The sequence below is a fragment of the Mycobacterium helveticum genome (assembly GCF_007714205.1).
Taxonomy (GTDB): Bacteria; Actinomycetota; Actinomycetes; order Mycobacteriales; family Mycobacteriaceae; genus Mycobacterium; species Mycobacterium helveticum.
This window is the reverse complement of sequence record NZ_VMQU01000018.1, coordinates 1-15,083: the sequence shown is the minus strand read 5'-3', so window position 1 is coordinate 15,083 and position 15,083 is coordinate 1. Positions and strand designations below refer to the sequence as shown.

The following is a 15,083-nucleotide window of genomic DNA, read 5'->3' as shown; positions in this document are numbered from 1 at the left end:
AACGTTGCGACGCCCGACCGGCCACCGTGGGCCGCAAGCCTTGTCGCGGCGGGGTTCGGGCCAACCGGCGGCGCGGCCGTCCCCGATTGGCCGGCCCGCCGGACGCACCAACCGGGACGACCGATAAATTCGGTTGATGAACCGCACCGACGCCCCCTCGACCGAGCGCCTGTTCGCGCTGTCCGAACAGGTGCAGGGTTTCATGCCGGCCGACGAGGGGCGCGCCCTCTACGAGGCGGCGCTGCGGTACCTCGACGGCGGCGTGGGCGTCGAGATCGGCACCTACTGCGGCAAGTCGACGTTGTTGCTGGGCGCGGCGGCGCAACAGACCGCCGGCGTGCTCTACACGATCGACCACCACCACGGCTCCGAGGAACATCAACGCGGCTGGGAGTTCCACGACGCGTCGATGGTCGACGCGGCCACCGGGCTCTTCGACACGCTGCCGACGTTCCGCCGCACCCTCGACGCGGCGGGACTGGACGACAACGTCGTCGCCGTCGTGGGCAAATCGCCGGTGGTGGCCCGGGGGTGGCGTTCACCGCTGCAGTTGCTGTTCATCGACGGCGGCCATTCCGAGGCCGCCGCGAACCAGGATTTCGACGGATGGGCCAAGTGGGTGGACGCCGGGGGTGCCCTCGTGATCCACGACGTGTTCCCGGACCCCGCCGACGGCGGGCGACCGCCCTACCACATCTATTGCCGCGCGCTGGATTCCGGCCAGTTCCGGGAGGTCTCGGCCACCGGGTCGCTGCGGGTGCTCGAACGCACCGGCGGGGCGGCGGGCGGACAGGTCGTCAGCGGCCCGGGCCGGTAACCACGCATTCGCAGTCGAAGTCGGTCTGCAGCCCCATCGGCAGGCCGTCGCCGCGGAAGATGCCGCCGGCCCCGGTCGTGTCCGACAGCGCATCGGCGGCCAGGATCATCGCCGCCCCGGTCCAGGTGGTGCGTTCCTCGGGCCACCGCTTGCCGTCCGCGAACACCAAGCCCGTCCAATACGAGCCGTCTCCCTCGCGCAGGTGCTGCATCGCGGCGAACTGCCGCAGCGCGGTCGACCGCTGACCGATGGCGTCGAGCGCCATCACCAGTTCGCACGTTTCCGCGCCGGTCACCCAGGGGCGGTCGTCGACGCAACGGATGCCCAGACCGCCGACCACGAAGTCGTCCCAGCGCTGCTTGATCCGCTCGGCCGCCGCCGGGCCCCGCAGCGCGCCGCCGAGGATGGGGTAGTACCACTCCATCGAGTAGCGGTCTTTCCCGGTGAACGCCTCCGGGTGCGCGACGATTGCGTGGCCCAGCCGCCCCAGCGCCAGTTCCCACTCGGGCTGCGGCTCACCGATGAGGCCGGCGAGCGCCAGCGCGCAGCGGATGCTGTGGAAGACGCTGGCGCAGCCCGTCAGCAACGCTTCCGGCAGGGGACCGGCTTCGCTTCGCGCCCAACAGATCTCGCCGTAGCCGATCTGCAGGTCGATGACGAAGTCGATCGCCGTGTGCACCACCGGCCACATGGCCTCGGCGAAGGCCTTGTCCCCGGTGACCAGCACGTGGTGCCAGACGCCGGCCGCGATGTAGGCGCAGAAGTTGCTGTCGCTGTTGGCGTCCTCGACGATCCCCTCACGAACCTGGATGGGCCAGGAGCCGTCGGGCCGCTGCATGCGGCGACACCATTCGAACGCCGCGCGGGCGGGCTCCAGCAGTCCGGCCGCGGTGAGCGCCATCGCACACTCCACGTGATCCCACGGGTCGGTGTGGCCACCCGGGAACCAGGGGATGGCGCCCGACGATTCCTGCGCATCGGCGATGGATTGCGCGGTTTGGCGGCACTGCTCGGCGGTCAGGACGCCCACGACCGCCGGCGGCTCAGCGCGACGCAACTGAAAACCCCGGAGTGACTCCGCTTTCCGTCGCCCGCGGCTTGGTGAAGTACATCGCCACGCTCTTGCCCACCAGCGGGTTGAGCAGCGATTCGGCGATCCGCGTCAGCTTCGGCCGCTGCATCAGGTCCCACACCAGCAGCTTGTGATAGGCGGTCACCGCGGGATGGTCGGCGTTCGACACGCCGACGGCGCATTTCAGCCACCAGAACGGCGAATGCAGCGCGTGCGCGTGGTGCGCGTGCGTCCAGTGCACTCCGCCGCCGGTGATCTTGTCGCGTAACCGGCTGGCCCGGTAGATCCGCACGTGGCCGCCCTCGTTGGCGTGGTACTCGTCGGAAAGCAGCCAGCACACCCGTTCGGGCAACCACCGCGGGACGCTGACCGCCAGCGTGCCACCGACTTTGAGCACCCTGATCAGCTCGGCGATCGCGGCGTCGTCCTGCGGCACGTGCTCCAGGATTTCCGAGGCGATGACGCAGTCGAACGTCTCGTCGGCGTAGGGCAGGCTGAGCGCGTCGCCGGCAACGGCCTTCGCCGATGCATCCGGAGGCGCCTCACCGGTCTCGCCCATCGCCCGCAACATGGTTTCCACACCGCGCAGTTCGGACTCGTCGCGGTCGAACGCGACGACGTCGGCGCCGCGCCGGTATGCCTCGAAGGCGTGCCGGCCCGCCCCGCACCCCACATCGATCACCCTGCTGCCCGGCCCGACGCCGAGCCGGTCGAAGTCCACCGTCAGCATCGGGCTTCGCCCCCGGCGGAGGCCCGGCGCGCGATCGCCCGCTCGTAGACCGCCACGGTCTGAGCCGCCACGGCGTCCCAGCTGAACACGTTGACCGCACGTTCGCGGCCCGCCCGCCCCATGCTGCGGCGCTTTTCGGGTGAGTCGAGCAGACCGCCGAGCGCCCGGGTGAGCGCCTCGACGTCGGCCGGCGGCACCAGCTCGGCGCAGGCACCGTCGGTCCCGACGACTTCGGGAAGCGCGCCCACCCGGCTCGCGACCACCGGGGTGCCGCTGGCCATCGCCTCCACCGCGGGCAGCGAAAACCCTTCGTAGAGGGAGGGAATGCAGGCGACCTCGGCCGACGCGAACAAGGCGGCCAGCGCGGCGTCGGACAGCCCGCTGGTGATGTGGACGATGTCGGAGATGCCGAGCTCGGCGATGAGTTTGTGGGTGGGGCCGTTGGGCTCCACCCTGGCGACCAGCCGCAGCTCGAGGTCGCGGTTCACCCGGAGCCTGGCCACCGCGTGCAGCAGGGTGCGGACCCCCTTCAGCGGGGTGTCGGCGCTGGCGATGGCGATGACGCGCCCGGGTTGCCGCGGGGAGGACCCCGGCATGAACAGTTCGGTGTTCACGCCGAGCGGCACCACATGCAGCTGCTCGGGGGCGACCCCGAAGTCGGCGACGATGTCCGCCGCCGACGATGACGAGACGGTCAGCAGGTCGGGGATCTGGCGCGACACCTCCTGCTGCATGTCCAGGAAGCCGTACCAGCGACGCACCAGCGGTTTGCGCCACCAGCGCGCGGCGGCCAGGTCGAGCATCCGGTCGCGGGTGATCGGGTGGTGCACGGTGGCCACCACCGGCAAACCCGACTCGGCGATGGTGAGCAGCCCGGTGCCCAGGCTCTGGTTGTCGTGGACGAGGTCGAAATCGTTGACCCGGTCGGCCAGCAGCCGCGCCACGCGCAGGGTGAATGTCCGCGGTTCGGGGAAGCCGGCCGTCCACACGGTGAGCAGTTCCAGCAGATCGATCGAGCTCCGGATCTCACTCGGACGGGGCACCCGGAACGGGTCGGGCTCGCGGTATAAGTCCAGGCTGGGCACCTTGGTCAGCCGCACCCGCGGATCGAGCAGCTCGGGATAGGGCTGGCCGGAGAACACCTCGACGTCGTGCCCGAGGTCGACCAGACCGCGGCTCAGGTGGCGCACGTAGACGCCCTGTCCGCCGCAATGGTCCTTACTGCGATAGGACAGCAGGGCGATTCGCATACTCAACTCTTATCCGCTGCTGGAACACCACGGACGAGCGGCCCCCACTCCGTTCCCATCAACGCACCCGAGAACTCCGCGACAGCAAACTGGACATGTGTCCAGACTATAGTTCGAACAGCTAAACGACGCAACGCGCACCCGGGTCGGCGCCGGCGCGCCCGCCGACGTGCGGGTTCAGAGTTTGCCCGCGACGAAGTCGGCAGCCTGGTTGGGCATGCCGGCCTGGATGTATGCCCCCGCGAGGTGCTGGGGCCAGTTGTCGTTCCAGGTGTGGGGGTCGGCCGGGTTGCAGATGGGGTCGTCGCCGTGGCACAGCTCGATGGTCTTGGCGCCGTACGCCGGGTTCAGGTTCGTGAACGGACCGATCCACTGGGTCCCGTTGCCGAACAAGGCGACTGCGGCGATGTGCTGGTCGGCGTCCGACGGGAGCGGGTCGTCGAACCCGAACGCGGAGAAAGGCACCGCGAGCACGACGTCGGTGACCGCCGCGCCGAGGGAATAGCCGCCCAGCACCAGTCTGGTGTTCGGGCAGTTGTCGATCATGTAGCGGACGTGCTTGCTCATGTCGTTGGCCCCGATGGCCACCTCCGTGTTGGCGGGATAGTTCACGGCGTACACGCCGATGTCCTTGCCCGTCTTGGACCTGAGCGCGTCGACGAACGCGTTGCCGACGGCGCCCACGCCCGGCGATTCCAGACGTCCGCGGGCGAACACGACCTGCACCGGGGGGCAACCGGCCGCCGCGGCCGGCCACGCGGCCCCGGGCGTCTCGGACGGCAGCACCATCGCGGCCGCCAGCGCGGCCGCCGCCAACGCGACGGCCACCGATCTACGGGCGAGCCGGACAGCCACAAGTGAATTCAAAACGATGCGCGGCCGACCCACAAGCCGTAGCGCGCACGCGGGCCCTCCCGGCCGCCGGTCTCGGGGCCCCGCCGGCGCGGCCGGCTTTGTTACCATCGCGCGATGCACGATTCGGCCGCGCCCCGCGGACCGGGTGACGCGCGGCCGTTCTCACGACGCGAGGTCCTCAAGTTCGCCGTCGCCCCGGTCCTGCTGGGTGCGGGGGTGGCTACCGCCACGCCGGGCGCGCCGACCGCGTCGGCCGGCGACCTCAAGCTGATCGATTTCGCCGAGCGCAGGATTGCCCCGGAGGAGATCAAGGCCGCCGGCTATGACGGCGTGATCAACTACGTGTCCGAGCCGCGGCCCGGCGCGAACTTCCAAGCCAAGCCGTTGACTCGCGAGTACGCCGACGCGCTGCGCGCGACGGGTCTGCACATCGTCAGCAATTACCAGTACGGCAAGCCCAATTGGCCCGGCGCCCCGTCGGACTTCACCCGCGGTTACGACGGCGGCGTGGCCGACGCGCAGACCGCGCTGCGGCTGCACACCGCGGCGGGCGGACCCGCGTCGGCCCCGATCTTCTTCAGCGTCGACGAGGACATCAACCCCAACACCTGGAACGACTTGGCGCTCAACTGGTTTCGCGGTCTCAACTCGGTGATGGGCGTCGGGCGCACCGGTGTCTACGGCAGTTTCCAGGTGTGCGGCTGGGCGATCCGCGACGGCGTGATCGGTAGTTCGAGCACTGCGGGGCACCGGTGGGCCTGGCAGACGAAGGCGTGGTCGCGCGGGCAACGCGAGCCCATGGCGGTGCTCTATCAGGCCGTGGTCAACAGCCCGTCGAGCCCGGGCCCGTTGCTGGGCGGCATCAACGTCGACGTCGACGACGTCCTCGCGGCCGATTACGGCCAGTGGGATCTCGCCCGCTGACGCGTCACCTCCGCTACCTGGGGTTCAGGGCACTGCCCTTGCGCCACTGATCCCAGTCGAGGGACCAGTCGCCGTTCTGCGCCAGGGTCAGTGGCGGTCCACCGGTGTTGCGGACCTCGACGACGTCGCCCGGCACGGAGAAGTCGTAGAACCATTTCGCGTTGTCGGCGTTGAGGTTGAGGCATCCGTGTGAGGTGTCGCGGTGCCCTTGGGCCCACACGGTCGCGTCGAGCTGATGCAGATAGATCCCGTCGATGCTGATCTTGGTGGCGTAGTGGATGGTCTCGCGGTAACCCAGACGGGAATTCTTGGGCAGCCCGAACGTCGAGGAGTCCATGATGACGGGGTTGCCCTTGCCGAGCACGGTGTAGATCCCGGGGGGAGTCCACAAATAGATGGTCTTGCCCCCGACGTCCTCGGTGCCGCCCATGCCCATCGAGGTGGGCATCGTCCGCACCAGGTTGCCGTTGTCGTAGACGCTGACCTGTTTGGTGGCATCGTCGGCGATGGACACGTGGGCGTCGCCGATCCGGAACGACACCCGCTCGTCCTCCTGCCCGAAGATACCGTTGCCCATGGCGATTCCGTAGATGTCGGCGGCGGCGGTGACCGTCGTCCCCGGCGCGTAGTAGTGCTCGGGACGCCAATGGGCGTTCTGGCCGTCGATCCAGAACCACGAACCCGTGACCGGGGGATCGGTGGTCACCGTCAGGTGCCGCTCGGCGGCCGCCCGATCGGCGATCTGCTCGTCGAAGTGGGCGACGACGACCGTCCCGACCCCGTAGGTGCCGCCCTCGTGCAGGGGCGCCTCGGAGGTCATCTCGAAGTACACCTTGGTCTGGTTGGAGGGTCGCAGGGTGGAGAACGACGACACCTGCGTGGTGTCGGTGCCGTCGGATCCGCGGGCGGTGACGGTGAGCGTGTAGGTGCGTCCGTAGCCCAGGGGCACGGTCGGCTTCCAGGCGACGTCGTCCGGGGTCGTGATGCCCGGGATCGGCTTGCCGGCGTCGTTGACCATGCGCACCCCGGTCAGGGTCCCGGCTTCGGCTTTGACCATCACATGCCCGACCGGGTCGACGTCGCGCGCGCCGTCGCGCGGGGTGATGGTCACCCGCGCCGGCTCGGTGGGCTTCACGGCGGCTTCGTGGCGGGTGCAGCCGCCACTCGGGCAGGCCACCGGCGACGACGTGAGCCGCACCGCGCCCACGACGGCGACCAAGACGAACACCGCAAGCATGAATCGGCGCGGCCAGTCGATGCCGAGGATGCGGCGAACGAGCCGTTCGCTGTCGTCGGATGTCATGAGTGCCGAATCCTTGCTGGTCGTGGTTACGGGTCGCGCCGACACCCACCACCGAGGTCGTCCCTCAGGTATCCGCGGACGCGCCTTCCGAAACCGGTCCGGGCCGCAGCCGGGCCCGACCGGCCGGTGAAGCATGGCTTCGTGGGCCGGCGACGGGCCCGACGAATTGTAGGGGTCTGCCGAGCCGCATACCGGCGGGTGGATGGATCACCCCCGCGGCACCTGGAAGCCCGATGCCGGGTCGACGGCACCGAACACCGGGGGTCGCCGGTGTCCCGGCGCTAACCCGTCTTCTGGTAGACCAGCCAGCGCAGGTCGATCGGGGAGTCCGCGGGCTCGACGTCGAAGACGTCCAATCCGCGCGCCCACCCCTCGAACCACCCCGTGGGCGGCCAGGCGGTCTCGGGCAGATGGCCTTTCTCGAAGTCGTAGGCGGGGTCGTCCGAGGCGAGATCGAGGGGTAGCCCGGCCGTCGCGGTCGCCACCTCGTCGCGGGTGAAGATCATGGTGTTGCACTGCTGGCCCATTTCCCGCGCCGCGTCGTCGGGGGTGTAGCCGGGGCGGGCCAGGAAGGTGTTGAGCACCAGGCGCCCGCCGGGCGCCAGGAGCCGGGCGGCCAGTTCGAACACCTCGCGCAGCTGGGACGTGGTCCGGAAGTCGGGCACCACCTCGGAGACGATGATCAGCTGATACTCCGAGTCGACATCCTCCATGGCCGCGAAGACGTCCTGCTGGATCACGCGCACGCCCAGCGATTCCTTGTCGGCCTCGATGCGGATGATGTCGGCGAACTTGGGCGTCATCTCGACCGCGTCCACCGGGTGGCCCCGTCGCGCCAGAGCCAGGGCGTTGCGCCCGGTTCCCGCGCCGAGGTCGAGCACCCGGCAGGCCGCCGGCTCGGCCACCTCGGCGGCCAGTGTCCACACCCGCGCGTCGGGTTCGCTGCCGAACAGCGGCGCCGGGCGGGTCTCGACCCAGTGGTCGTAGTCGGCTTCGAGCGTCCACCATTGCGCCTTGACGCGGTAGTTCAGCGTCGTGCCGAACGGGGTGTGAAAGGTGATGACGACGTTGGACCGGGGCGAGGCCCGATAGCCCTTTGCCAGCTCGGATTCCAGCACACTCCTGAGTTGAGCGGACTGTTCGGCCGTGTACTGAACGCCCGCACCGGCGAATACCTGGCCGCACATCCTGACGTACTCGTCGATGAGGGCCGGCACGGCCGGCAGCGTGAGCTGGCCCTGGGCGACGGTCCGGCGATGCAACCGCCGGGCCACCGCGTCGCGCAGGGCCCGCGCGTCGAAGGATCGGGGGTTCGGCTCCTCCACGAGACTCTTCTACAGGACCGGCTTCGCGGTCGCACACCGGGGCGGCGGGAGCTCGCCTCAGCGCCGGAAACGCGTCCGCCGAACCGCTGCTCTGCGGCGGCGGCCTGCCGACCGGGCGTGCCCGCTTAGAGTTGTTCTCATGGCCGATCCGACGACCTGCGGGGGCCGCGCACCGGGGCGGATGCGGGTCGAGACCCTGTGCCGCTACCCGGTGAAGTCGATGCTCGGGGAGACCGTGGACAGGCTGTTCGTCGACGAGCGCGGCGCCGAGGGGGACCGGCGGCTGGCGCTGCTCGATACGGCGACGGGGCATGTGGCCAGCGCCAAGCAGGCCCGGCTCTGGCGCGGGCTGCTGCAGTGCACGGCCCGCGGCGAAGGCGGGGGAGTGAGCATCGCGTTGCCCGACGGGACCCGGGTCGCGGCCGACGATCCGGCGGCCGACGAATTGCTCTCGCGGCTGTTGGGGCGGGCGGTCCGGCTGATCAGCCGGCGCGGGCCCGGCGCCACGGTGGAACGCCCCGACCCCGAGCAACTGCTCGACCTGGGGCTCGACGCCGAGGTCGCGGGCATCGTCCTGGAGATCGGCAAGGCGACCCCGGGGGAGTCGTTCACCGACGACGCTCCGCTACACGCAATCACCACCGCGACGCTGCAGCACATCGGTGTCGAGGCGCTGCGCTACCGGCCGAATCTGGTGATCGCAACGCCACCGGACTACCCGCCGTATGACGAAAACGTTTGGGCCGGAGCAGTGTTGACCGTCGGCGAGGCGCAACTTCGTGTCATCGAGGCGACGCCCCGGTGCGTGGTTCCCACGCTCGAGCACGGGGCGCTCCCTCCCGCCCCGCAGGCGCTTCGCACTCCGGGGGCCGAGAATCGTTTCCGGACAAGCGGTTCCGACGCGCGGCGGCCCTGCACGGGGGCGTACCTCGAGGTCGTCGGGCCGGGCGTCATCGTCCCCGGCGACCCGGTGATCTGGTCCCCGGCCGGCGGCTGACCGAGACATCCGCGGACACGCGAAATTCATCTCTTCGCTACCCGCCCGCCACCTTGCATCACCGGTGACCGCAGGCCGTTCTTCCACCGATTGGGCTCTCGATCCGCCCGACTGGCAAAGACCGCCACCACGATCCAGAGCGACTTTCCCGTGTTAAATCTGATAAACGCACTGATGCCGCATATTACAGCAAAGTTACACGAGTGTGCAGTCGCTCACACTGGGGCCACCCCCGGGCGCCGGACCGGGTATCCTTTTGTTAACCCGCAAAGAAAGTTCAGGACGATGATTTCACTCGGCCGGTTGACTGCATTCCTTGCGCCCGCGCTGGTGGGTGCGGGGCTACTGATCAATCCCGCGCCGGCACTGGCCGACGCGAGCGATCCCGACGGCACCTTCCTGGCGGAGATGCACGCGCTGGGCTTCACGTGGCCGGCGGGCGATGACGCGCCCATCGTTGCGCTGGGGCGGCAAATCTGCGCCGATCGCAAGGACGGCAGAACGCCGGATTCTATTGGCCACGACATTCGTTCCGCGCTGGGACCTAAATCCATCACGTTTCCCGAAGCCACGTCGGTGGTAACTGCCGCAGTGTCAAACTATTGCCCAACTCAATCGCCAGAGTAAGCGTTTTTGGCTGATTGGATCTCGCGCGGCTACACGGTCAGCACGCCGGTGTCCTGCGGTCGCGCGTCGCGCAGGTCCCGCTCGATGATCGCCAGTCCCGCCCGAAGTTCCGCATTCCCCTGATCAAGGTAACTGGCCGCGTGCGCGATCTCGCCGCCGTCGTGGTTCTGCACGCCCACGACGCAGTGGCGCAGTCCGACGCGGTAGTTCTCGATGGCCTGCTGCAGAGCGAGGTTCAGTTCGGGATCCGGGCTCGGCAGGTGACGCTGAGCGCCGGCGACGGCGCCGTCGGCGCTCCGGCAGGCCGACCCGGTCGCGGTGATGTCATCGGCGGCCGCGGCGACGGTAACCGCGTGCCGGGCCGCGATCAGCGCGTCGAGCGTCGGCTCGGCCTGCGCCAGCCATGCCTGCAGTTTCCCGTCCGCGTGCGGGGACGGCGGGGACGTCAGCGGCGCGGCGGAGCCGGTCGCCGGTACGGCCGCGGCGATGCGAGGCGACAGCGTGCGCGCACCGGACAGGCTGTAGTGGGCCCATCCGGACAAAACCCCGATGGCCACCAGCAACATGGTCCCGCTCGCGGCGGCAATCAGTTCATGGCGGCGGTACGGGGCCGGCTGGACCGACACGTCGTCACCGCCGTGGTGTCGGGGACGCACCGGCGCACGGTGACGGCCTGACGTGGCCATGGTGGGCCTTCCTGAGGGAACTATCAGCAGTGTGGCGGGCAAGTTCTGCCGCTGCTGATAGTTCCCTTTTGGCACGATTGCAAACGAGGGTCGTCGGACTCGCGCACGCATACCTGGGGGACCGCCGAGGAGAGGCCGAAGCCGCTCGCCCCTTGACCCTGGGAGCGGCGTGGGCCAACCCGTTCGGCGGACGGATCGAGGAGATTGCAAATGGCCGTTGACCGACGCGCCTTCCTGCGGTGGACGGCGGTGTCGGCCGCGGGAGTGGCGGCGGGGTGTTCGCAGCCCGCGGCGCTCGCCCCACCCAACGGCAAGGCTGACCACACGCTGCGAATCGGGACCGGTACGGTCGAGCTGGCCCCCGACCGCATCGTGTCCACCAGCCTCTACAACGGCCAGTTCCCCGGTCCGCTGGTGCGGTTGACGGAGGGCCGGCGCACCTGGGTCGACGTTCACAACGACACCGACACCCCCGAGCAGCTGCACTGGCACGGCCAGGTGGTGGGCGCCGACGTCGACGGCGCCGCCGAGGAAGGCACCCCCTACATCCCCCCGCACGGGATGCGGCGCATCTCGTTCGTGCCCGGCCCGGCGGGTTTCCGCTTCTATCACACCCACGTGGTGCCGCGCGCCGACCTGTCGGCCGGTCTCTACACCGGCCAGGTGGGCCCGGTCTACATCGAACCGCGGCAGCATCCGGGCGCCTACGACCAGGAAATCTTCCTGACGCTCAAGGAGTTCGAGCCCACGTTCGGCCGCGGCGGCGACATGGCCGCGGATTTTCTGGCCGGCGCACAGGACCCGGACCTCAAAGCCCGGGGCGAGTCGGCGATGAACGCCTCCCTCCGCCGCGGGGACCCCCGCGGGTATGAGGTCGGCTACGGGGCGTTCGCCGTCAATGGGCGCATGCTCGGCCACGGCGACCCGATCCGGGTGCGGACGGGGCAGCGGGTGCTGCTGCACGTCCTCAACGGCAGCGCAACCGAGAACCGCAGCCTGGCCCTACCCGGCCACACGTTCACCGTGACCGCGCTGGACGGCAATCCGGTGCCCAATCCCGCGGCGGTGCCGGTGTTGTGGCTGGGTGCGGGGGAGCGGGTGTCGGCGATCGTGACCATGACCAACCCCGGTGTGTGGGTGCTGGGGGACCACTCCGACGACGACCGCGCCCACGGCATGGGCATCGTCGTGGAATACGCGGGGCGCGGCGGGGATCCGCAATGGACGCCACCACCGTCGCCGTTCACGTGGGACTACCGCATGTTCGCGGCGCCCAACCCGCCGGCCGCCGCGCCGCCCGATCAGGTCATCGAGATGCTGATCGAGAAGCGCAACGCCGCCGACGGCGGCTTCAACGAATGGACGCTCAACGGCACGCCGTTTTCCATGGACACCGAGACACCCGTGCTGGACCTGCAACGCGGCAAGCGCTATCGGCTCCGCTTCCGCAATGCCAGCGACGACCTGCACCCCATGCATCTGCACCGTCACATCTTCGAAATCACCCGCTTTGCGGGGACGTCGACCACCGGGATACGCAAGGACGTCGCGATGCTCGGCGGCTACCAGAGCATGGAGGTCGACTTCGTCGCCGACCAGCCCGGCCGGTCGCTGATGCACTGCCATCAGCAGATCCACATGGACTACGGCTTGATGACCCTGTTCGACACGGCGTGACGGCCGCCGCACGGGGTCAGTAGGCGGTGGACGATCGGTGCACCGGGCCGTGCGGTTCCTCGCAGTGCGGCGCCGCCGACCGGTCGCGCTCCGCGTCGTCGCTGCCGGCATGGTCGAGCTGCAGGGTGGTGTGGTGGATGCCGTACTGCTCGTCGAGCAGCCGCGCCAAGTCGGCGCGCACCGAGTGGCAGTCCCTTCCGCATTCGACCAACACGTGCGCGGACAGGGCGGAGGAGCCCGCGGTGATCTCCCAGATGTGCAGATCGTGCACCTCGACCACCGCGTCGCAGCCGGCCATGGCCCGGCCGATCGCGGCCGGGTCGAGATCTTTCGGCGCGGCCTCCATGAAGACCCGCACGGAGGCGGCGATCAGACCGAATCCGGCGCGCGCCATCAACGCGACCACGAACAGGGTCGCGATGGCGTCCGCCCGCCAGAACCTGGTCAGCAACATGATCGCGCCCGCGACGGCGGTGGCGACGAATGCGAACAGGTCGTTGAGGATGTGCTGGAACGCTCCCTCGACGTTGAGGCTGGTGCGGTTGGCGCGGCCGATCATCAATGTCGCCGCCACGTTCACCACGATGCCGACCAGCGCGGTGATCAACACCAGGCTGCCGGTGACCTGGGGCGGGTGGATGAGCCGGCGGATCGCCTCGTCTGCCAACCATGCCGCCAACAGCAACAGCGTCAGCCCGTTCACCTGCGCCGAAAGAATCTCGGCACGCTTCCACCCGTAGGTCATGAACCCGGACGCGGGACGCGCCGCCAACCGAATCGTGCACAGCGCCAACGCGATCGAGCCGGCATCGGTGAGCATGTGCGCGGCATCGGAGATCAACGCCAGCGACCGCGCGACCACACCGACCGCGACCTCGCCGACCATGTAGGCCACGATCACCAGCAGCGCACCGAGCAGCCACCGCCGATCGCCGTCGGCCGAGGCATGCCCGTGCGCGTGCGAATGGCCCGCGCTCACCGACCCGCTCCCACCGCGATCACACCGTGTAACTTATGCACACACCTTTATGCGTGCAACCCGCCGGCTGTAGGGGCGCTGTGCCGCATCAGGCGAACCCAGGTTTGCTGGCCGTGATTTCCCGACGGGCTCGGTGACCGACTGCCACAACGACGCCTGATCGCGTCCCGGGCCGATGGCCTACAGTCGGTAGACACGGTAAGGACCGCGGGGCTCCAAGCCGGCGGCTTGAGACCATCCTTGCAATCAGCGCTGTCGTCTTGACGTGAAGGTATGCGGTTTTACCCAGACAATCGGAATTAGCGCAACAGCGTAAAGACAGGAGGGGTTGAGCAATGATCGGAATCGTGGAGTACGGGGAGCTACCGCCAGAAATCAACTCCGCGCGCATTTACGCTGGTCCCAGATCGGGACCAATGTTGGCCGCCGCCTCGGCTTGGGACGGGCTAGCCAGCGAGTTATATTCGACGGCAAGTTCTTATGAATCAATTATCTCCTACCTGACCAGCGAAGAATGGCTGGGCGCCGCCTCCAGTTCCCTGGCGGCCGCGGTCACCCCCTACATCGAGTGGATGTCTGACACGGCCGCTCAGGCGGAGCAGATCGCCGACCAGGCCACGTCTGCCGCGGCTGCCTACGAGACCGCGTTTGCGGAGCACGTTCCACCGACGGTGATCGCGGCCAACCGTACCCAACTGGCGTCGTTGGTCGCGACGAACGTTTTGGGTCAAAACACGCCTGCCATCACCGCCACCGAGGCCCAGTACGAGGAAATGTGGGCCCAAGACGCAGCAGCGATGTACCAGTACGCAGGCTCGTCCGCAGCAGCTTCGGAGCCCAGGCCCTTTAGCCGACCCCCGCAAACCACCGACCCGGCCGGTCAAGCAAACCAAGCCGCCGCAACAACCCAGGCCTCGAGCAACGCCACCGGCAGCGTGGGTAACAAGATGTCCGAGCTGTCAGCAGCGCTGCACCAACTCGCATCGCCCCTCAGGCCCGCGTCGTCGACGTCGACCGGTTCGTCGAGCGTCACCGCGCCGAATTCCGACACCGCCACGACGGGGCTTCCCGGGCTACTGAACACGCTGGACGGCTCTACACACGACGCCTTTGGCGCCTTCGTCACCGACTTCGGAGACACCGGATTTCCGGCTGCGGTTTTGGGTGGTGTCGAATCGGGCGCCGACGTGGGACTTGTCGGTCCGATCGGAGCCGGCGCGGTTGCTTCGTTGGGTCATGCGGCTGGCTTCACCTCGGCAGTTCAGGGCGGGGCTGTTCCGGGACCATCATCGACGGTGGTGTCGACGGTTGCGCCGTCGCCAGTAGGGGGGGCGGTGTCGGCGGCGATCAACCGCGCTGACTTGGTGGGGACCTTGTCGGTGCCTCAGAGTTGGTCTGCAATCACCTCCGCGAATGCGACGGGTCCATCCACCGCCGCAATTCCCGCCGCTAGCGCGGGCGCCGCGCCGGAGGCCTCACCCGGAATTCCCGGCATGCCAGGGATGCCGATGCCCGCTGCGGGAGAACGCGGCGCGGTGCTCAATTACGGCATGCCCCGATACGGGTTCAAACCCAGCGTGATACCGAAAAATGTTGTCATTTAACGCAACAACCTTGCCCCAAAGCCCTATAGGACAACCCCACTTTGGGGGAGTGGTTCGGTCGACCTTCGTGACGCACACAGGTACGGAGAACCGTCAACGACCGACCCTGCCGCCACGCAGGTCCTGTTACCTAACACGACCAACCTTTTCTGTCCGTAGCCCCAGGACTCCCGACATAGAGTCGGCTCCCTGCTGACGAGTTTGGCGTTTTTCCTGGTAGCCGCCTGTTTCTGGGTG

14 protein-coding genes are annotated in these 15,083 nt (G+C 68.9%); 6 read left to right on the top strand and 8 right to left on the bottom strand.

Annotated elements, in window-relative coordinates; all coding sequences use genetic code 11:
- The first annotated feature begins 136 nt into the window (after positions 1–136).
- A complete protein-coding gene (locus FPZ47_RS06380; RefSeq protein WP_144949873.1) occupies positions 137–817 on the top strand; it encodes a class I SAM-dependent methyltransferase in 681 nt (226 codons plus the stop codon).
- On the opposite strand, the gene mmpH is transcribed toward FPZ47_RS06380, so the two are convergent.
- From mmpH to FPZ47_RS06360, 4 genes are all read right to left on the bottom strand, one after another.
- Positions 798–1,874 (bottom strand): MMP endo-(1,4)-3-O-methyl-alpha-D-mannosidase, encoded by a 1,077-nt coding sequence (gene mmpH, locus FPZ47_RS06375; protein WP_144949875.1) that lies wholly within the window; start codon positions 1,872–1,874, stop codon positions 798–800. The two genes, FPZ47_RS06380 and mmpH, sit on opposite strands and share 20 nt — an antisense overlap.
- Positions 1,861–2,619 carry a class I SAM-dependent methyltransferase gene (locus FPZ47_RS06370; protein ID WP_144949877.1) on the bottom strand — a complete coding sequence of 253 codons (759 nt, stop codon included), beginning with the start codon at positions 2,617–2,619 and terminating at the stop codon, positions 1,861–1,863. Before FPZ47_RS06370 ends, mmpH begins: the two co-directional genes overlap by 14 nt.
- Positions 2,613–3,869: an MMP alpha-(1->4)-mannosyltransferase gene (gene manT, locus FPZ47_RS06365; protein WP_144949879.1), complete on the bottom strand. Its 1,257-nt coding sequence runs from the start codon at positions 3,867–3,869 to the stop codon at positions 2,613–2,615. Before manT ends, FPZ47_RS06370 begins: the two co-directional genes overlap by 7 nt.
- Positions 3,870–4,046: 177 nt before the next feature.
- Positions 4,047–4,658, bottom strand: a complete 612-nt coding sequence (locus FPZ47_RS06360) for a cutinase family protein (protein WP_246133318.1) — start codon at positions 4,656–4,658, stop codon at positions 4,047–4,049.
- Between the two features lie 180 nt (positions 4,659–4,838).
- Between FPZ47_RS06360 and FPZ47_RS06355 the strand changes: the two genes are divergently transcribed.
- Complete coding sequence (locus FPZ47_RS06355; protein WP_144949884.1) at positions 4,839–5,648, top strand: DUF1906 domain-containing protein; 810 nt, start codon at positions 4,839–4,841, stop codon at positions 5,646–5,648.
- 13 nt (positions 5,649–5,661) lie between these two features.
- Here FPZ47_RS06355 and FPZ47_RS06350 read toward each other — a convergent pair whose 3' ends face one another.
- Positions 5,662–6,951 (bottom strand): L,D-transpeptidase, encoded by a 1,290-nt coding sequence (locus tag FPZ47_RS06350; RefSeq protein ID WP_144949886.1) that lies wholly within the window; start codon positions 6,949–6,951, stop codon positions 5,662–5,664.
- Positions 6,952–7,232: 281 nt separating this feature from the next.
- A complete protein-coding gene (locus tag FPZ47_RS06345; protein ID WP_144949888.1) occupies positions 7,233–8,276 on the bottom strand; it encodes a class I SAM-dependent methyltransferase in 1,044 nt (347 codons plus the stop codon).
- A 139-nt stretch (positions 8,277–8,415) separates the two neighbouring features.
- On the opposite strand from FPZ47_RS06345, the gene FPZ47_RS06340 reads away from it, so the two are divergent.
- Both FPZ47_RS06340 and FPZ47_RS06335 read left to right on the top strand, forming a co-directional pair.
- The gene (locus FPZ47_RS06340; RefSeq protein ID WP_246133314.1) at positions 8,416–9,273 is read left to right on the top strand and encodes an MOSC domain-containing protein; all 858 of its coding nucleotides are present in this window, start codon (positions 8,416–8,418) and stop codon (positions 9,271–9,273) included.
- Between the two features lie 285 nt (positions 9,274–9,558).
- A complete protein-coding gene (locus tag FPZ47_RS06335) occupies positions 9,559–9,900 on the top strand; it encodes a DUF732 domain-containing protein (protein ID WP_144949890.1) in 342 nt (113 codons plus the stop codon).
- Between the two features lie 29 nt (positions 9,901–9,929).
- Here FPZ47_RS06335 and FPZ47_RS06330 read toward each other — a convergent pair whose 3' ends face one another.
- Positions 9,930–10,556 carry a hypothetical protein gene (locus tag FPZ47_RS06330; protein WP_144949892.1) on the bottom strand — a complete coding sequence of 209 codons (627 nt, stop codon included), beginning with the start codon at positions 10,554–10,556 and terminating at the stop codon, positions 9,930–9,932.
- Between the two features lie 234 nt (positions 10,557–10,790).
- Between FPZ47_RS06330 and FPZ47_RS06325 the strand changes: the two genes are divergently transcribed.
- Positions 10,791–12,263, top strand: a complete 1,473-nt coding sequence (locus tag FPZ47_RS06325) for a multicopper oxidase family protein (RefSeq protein WP_144949894.1) — start codon at positions 10,791–10,793, stop codon at positions 12,261–12,263.
- A gap of 16 nt (positions 12,264–12,279) precedes the next feature.
- Here the strand turns inward: FPZ47_RS06325 and FPZ47_RS06320 are convergent, their stop codons facing one another.
- Positions 12,280–13,242 (bottom strand): cation diffusion facilitator family transporter, encoded by a 963-nt coding sequence (locus tag FPZ47_RS06320; RefSeq protein WP_144949896.1) that lies wholly within the window; start codon positions 13,240–13,242, stop codon positions 12,280–12,282.
- Between the two features lie 335 nt (positions 13,243–13,577).
- Between FPZ47_RS06320 and FPZ47_RS06315 the strand changes: the two genes are divergently transcribed.
- Positions 13,578–14,846, top strand: a complete 1,269-nt coding sequence (locus FPZ47_RS06315; RefSeq protein WP_281291813.1) for a PPE family protein — start codon at positions 13,578–13,580, stop codon at positions 14,844–14,846.
- The last annotated feature ends 237 nt before the right edge of the window (positions 14,847–15,083 follow it).